Annotated in this window: 3 protein-coding genes; all 3 read right to left on the reverse strand. The window is 36.9% G+C overall.

Translation table 11 applies throughout. The features are described 5' to 3' along the window. Positions 1-252 precede the first annotated feature (252 nt). Positions 253-936, reverse strand: a complete 684-nt coding sequence (gene yidC, locus G4Z05_RS16250) for a membrane protein insertase YidC (protein WP_205597607.1) — start codon at positions 934-936, stop codon at positions 253-255. Positions 937-1,067: 131 nt separating this feature from the next. Then, complete coding sequence (gene pflA / locus G4Z05_RS16255) at positions 1,068-1,826, reverse strand: pyruvate formate-lyase-activating protein (RefSeq protein ID WP_163252831.1); 759 nt, start codon at positions 1,824-1,826, stop codon at positions 1,068-1,070. 47 nt (positions 1,827-1,873) lie between these two features. Beyond that, on the reverse strand, positions 1,874-4,099 hold the full coding sequence (pflB, locus tag G4Z05_RS16260) for a formate C-acetyltransferase (RefSeq protein ID WP_163252832.1): 2,226 nt from the start codon (positions 4,097-4,099) through the stop codon (positions 1,874-1,876). Positions 4,100-4,516 lie beyond the last annotated feature (417 nt).

Below are 4,516 nucleotides of genomic sequence, written 5' to 3' on the forward strand. Positions count from 1 at the left end.
CTTAAAAAATTGTCCATGCAGGCGATGCTTACTTTTGCTGCAATGAATTTAAAGAAACTGGCAAACTGGACTTGGACTAGTCCAAAAATGGTATAATAATTGACCCCGTAGGGGTCAAATTAAAGTTTATATAGACCACAAATTGCTTAAAATTTGAAAAGGCATTTCGAATTAAGCTTATTCGGAATGCCTTTTGTCTACAATCTGAAATGCCCAGCTATTAGCTGGGCATTTTTTAATTTAGCAAAGTTTTCATTTTTCATTTGTAGACATGTTTGTTTGTTTGCTTTTAAATAACTTTTGACTGATCATTGTTTGAATGGTCAAAAACAACCCGCCAACTACCCAATAAAGTGGGAGAGCGGCTGGGGCATTGAAAGAAAAAATGACAATCATCAGCGGAGATAAGAGCCCCATAAATTTCATTTGTTCTCTTTGTTGTTCAGGGATATTCGCTTGTGAAACCTTAAATTGAAAATAATAAATAATCCCTGCTAATATAGTAATGATAATATCAGGTTGTCCAAGACTGAACCATAGAAATTGATGGGTAGCGATTTCATGAGAATTTCTAATCGCAAAATAAAGTCCTGTTAAAATCGGCATTTGTATGAGGATTGGTAAACACCCCATGTTTAAAGGATTGATTCCATGTTTTTTGTAAAGTCCCATCATTTCCATTTGAAGCTCTTGTTTTTTCTTAGGATCCTCTTCCGTTTTTAACCGTTGTTGAATGGCCTCCATTTCAGGCTTTAGTATATCCATTTTTTCCTTCATGGCCATTTGAGTTTTATATTGTTTTAGCATAAGAGGCATAAGGGCAAGACGAATAAGGAGTGTAACAAGAATGATCGCTAGTCCATAACTATCATTAAAGAGTTCGGCCAAAAAATGAATAATGACAGTAAAAGGATCCACTAAATATTGCTGGAACAATAATATCACCTCGCAAAGAAACCAATAATATGAGTATAATGAAGTTAAATATATTTCGCAAATAATTGGAATAGTAATAACAAAAGGCGGAAAGCTCCGCCTTTTTAGATTGAAAAAATCATTTTCATCTTTTATTCAATTGAGAGTTTGGAATGCTGTCTCCAGTGAGACTTCAATATTTGATAGGCAATTTCTACATTTTCGTCACTTGGTGGTTCAATATGCTTTAATGGATATTCATGACCTAATGCTTCCCACTTGTAAATACCTAATTTATGATAGGGGAGAATTTCGATTTTTTGGACATTATTTAGCGTACCGATAAATTCGCCCAGCTTCTGGAGATCATTTAGGTCATCGGTTATCGTTGGAACGAGAACATGACGAATCCAAATAGGAATTTCTCTATCAGATAGAAACTTGGCAAATTCAAGAATGTGATCATTGGTCATTCCAGTTAGCTGGATATGCTTTTTCCGATTTATATGTTTTACGTCCAATAAAATCAAATCAGTAAATTGTAAGAGCTCCTCAAGCTGTTTAATAAAAAGTTTTGAATGAGAAAAACACCCTCCTGAGGAATCAATGGTCGTATGAATCCCTTTCTTTTTACATTCTTTAAATAATTCGATTAGAAATGAGATTTGAAGCAGTGGTTCTCCACCACTGACCGTAATGCCACCTCCGGAAGCTTGGATGAAAGGTAGATAAGAATCTAAATCATCCATGATTTCGGAAACAGTCATCGTTTTCCCGGTGCCAATTTCCCATGTATCAGCATTATGACAAAACTGGCAGCGCAAAAGGCACCCTTGTGTAAAAATTACATAGCGAATGCCAGGTCCATCAACCGTTCCAAATGTTTCAATGGAATGAATATTTCCGATCATGATGATGGTTCTCCTTCCGTTTAACAGCAAGAGCTTTAATGAAATGTTTATAATGACTCGTGGAATGTACGGTTTATAACATCTAGCTGCTGTTCTCTTGTAAGTTTAATAAAGTTGACCGCATATCCAGAGACACGAATCGTCAATTGCGGGTATAACTCCGGATGTTCCATTGCGTCTAAAAGGGTTTCCCTATTAAAGACGTTAACATTTAAGTGATGCCCAGATTTTATGGCATAGCCATCTAAAATCGATACTAAATGACTAATCCGGCTTTCTTCATCCTTACCTAAAGCTTTAGGGACGATAGAAAACGTATTGGAAATACCGTCCATTGCATAGCTGTATGGAAGTTTGGCAACGGAAGATAGGGAAGCCAATGTTCCTTTAGTATCACGGCCGTGCATTGGATTGGCACCAGGGGCAAATGGTTCGCCAGCTCGTCGTCCATCTGGTGTATTGCCTGTTTTCTTACCATAAACAACATTAGAAGTGATGGTGAGAATTGATAATGTATGCATGGAATTGCGATAGGTTTGATGTTTGCGAAGCTTCTTCATAAAACTTTCAACGATTTCGACAGCAATTTGATCAACGCGATCATCATTGTTCCCGTATTTAGGGAAGTCTCCAATAGTATCAAAATCCACAGCCAAGCCGTGTTCATCACGAATGACTTTGACATTTCCATACTTAATGGCGCTTAGGGAGTCAGCCACAACACTTAATCCTGCAATCCCCGTCGCCATTGTTCGGAGAATATGTGTGTCATGCAGAGCCATTTCAATTCGTTCGTAACTGTATTTATCATGCATGTAATGAATGATATTTAATGTATTGATATAAAGTTCGGCCAGCCATTCCATAATTTGATCAAATTTTTCCATTACTTCATTGTACTCTAATACATCAGAGGTAATTGGCCGGAATTTTGGTCCAATTTGAATTTTTAATTTTTCATCGATACCGCCATTGATCGCATATAGTAATGCTTTTGCAAGGTTGGCGCGTGCTCCAAAGAACTGCATTTGTTTACCGATTTCCATGGCTGAAACACAGCAGGCTATGCCATAATCATCACCATATTCAAGGCGCATGATGTCGTCATTTTCGTATTGAATCGAACTTGTCTTAATCGACATTTTTGCACAATACTTTTTAAAGTTTTCAGGTAGTTTAGTAGACCAGAGAACAGTTAAATTTGGTTCTGGTGCTGGGCCTAAGTTTTCAAGTGTATGAAGGAAGCGGAATGAATTTTTAGTGACTAGCGGACGTCCATCGATTCCCATCCCTGCGATGGATTCTGTTACCCAAGTCGGATCACCGCTGAAAAGTTCATTATACTCAGGCGTACGTGCAAACTTTACGAGGCGTAGTTTCATGACAAAGTGATCAACTAATTCTTGTGCTTCCTCCTCGGTTAATGTACCGTTTTTTAAATCTCTTTCAATGTAGATATCTAGGAATGTTGATACCCGGCCAAGGCTCATAGCTGCGCCGTTTTGCTCTTTAATCGCTGCAAGATAAGCAAAATATAGCCATTGAAAGGCTTCTTTTGCATTCTTTGCAGGACCAGAAATATCGAAGCCATAGCTTTCGGCAAGATTCTTTAATTCTTTAAGAGCTCGGTATTGTTCTGAGAGTTCCTCTCTTAACCGTATGGTTTCTTCTGTCATGATTTTACTTGTATTTCGGAAATCTTTTTGTTTTTCTTTCATTAAGAAATCGACACCATACAAAGCTACTCGGCGGTAGTCACCGATAATACGACCGCGGCCGTAAGCATCTGGAAGACCGGTAATAATCCCTGCTTTTCGGGCAAGTAGCATTTCTTCTGTGTAAGCATCGAATACTCCTTGGTTATGCGTTTTTCGATACTCAGTAAAAATCCGTTCAATCAATGGATTTAATTGATATCCATAAGCTTCACATGACTGTTTCGCCATGCGGATACCACCAAATGGTTGGAGTGAGCGTTTAAATGGTTTATCTGTTTGTACGCCTACTACTTTTTCTAAATCTTTATTTAAATAACCAGGTCCATGAGAAGTGATGGTAGATACAGTTTCCGTATCCATTTCAAGAACGCCGCCTTTTTCACGTTCTTTTTTGGTTAAATCCATTACTTGACTCCATAGGATTTTAGTTGCTTCTGTAGCACCTGCTAAAAATGTTTCATCACCTTCGTACGGAGTATAGTTTTTCTGGATAAAGTCCCGAATGTTCACTTCCTTAGTCCAAACACCTTTTGTAAAACCTTTCCATTGTTCCATATAGGCTCACCTCTTGTTTGAAATAAAAAGATATATAACAGTTTGGAGTTATATTTTACGATTTGAGTATAACAGGTAAGGAAGTGAAAGGAGTGGGAGGTTTGTTAAGATATTGTGAAATGTTAATTTTTAAGGAGAGTTTATGAAGTTTCCTTGAACAAATTAAGAATGAAAAGTGAATCTGTTATATAAAAATTTATTGAGCTGTTACTTCTGTTCTATAAGAAGTAGTGATAATTAGACGTAAAAAGTAGAAAGTCAAAAAAAAAAAAAACAGGAATTTACTCCTGTTTCAGACTGTCGACAAAATCCTTTTTTAAAGGATTTTGTCGACATTTTTTGTATAATTATGTCATAGAATATCGAGGTGATATTGAAATGCTTACTAAAAATACACAAGTAAATCGAGATCAATTA

This window comes from Neobacillus thermocopriae, assembly GCF_010975035.1.
In the GTDB taxonomy this organism is placed as follows: Bacteria; Bacillota; Bacilli; order Bacillales; family Cytobacillaceae; genus Neobacillus; species Neobacillus thermocopriae.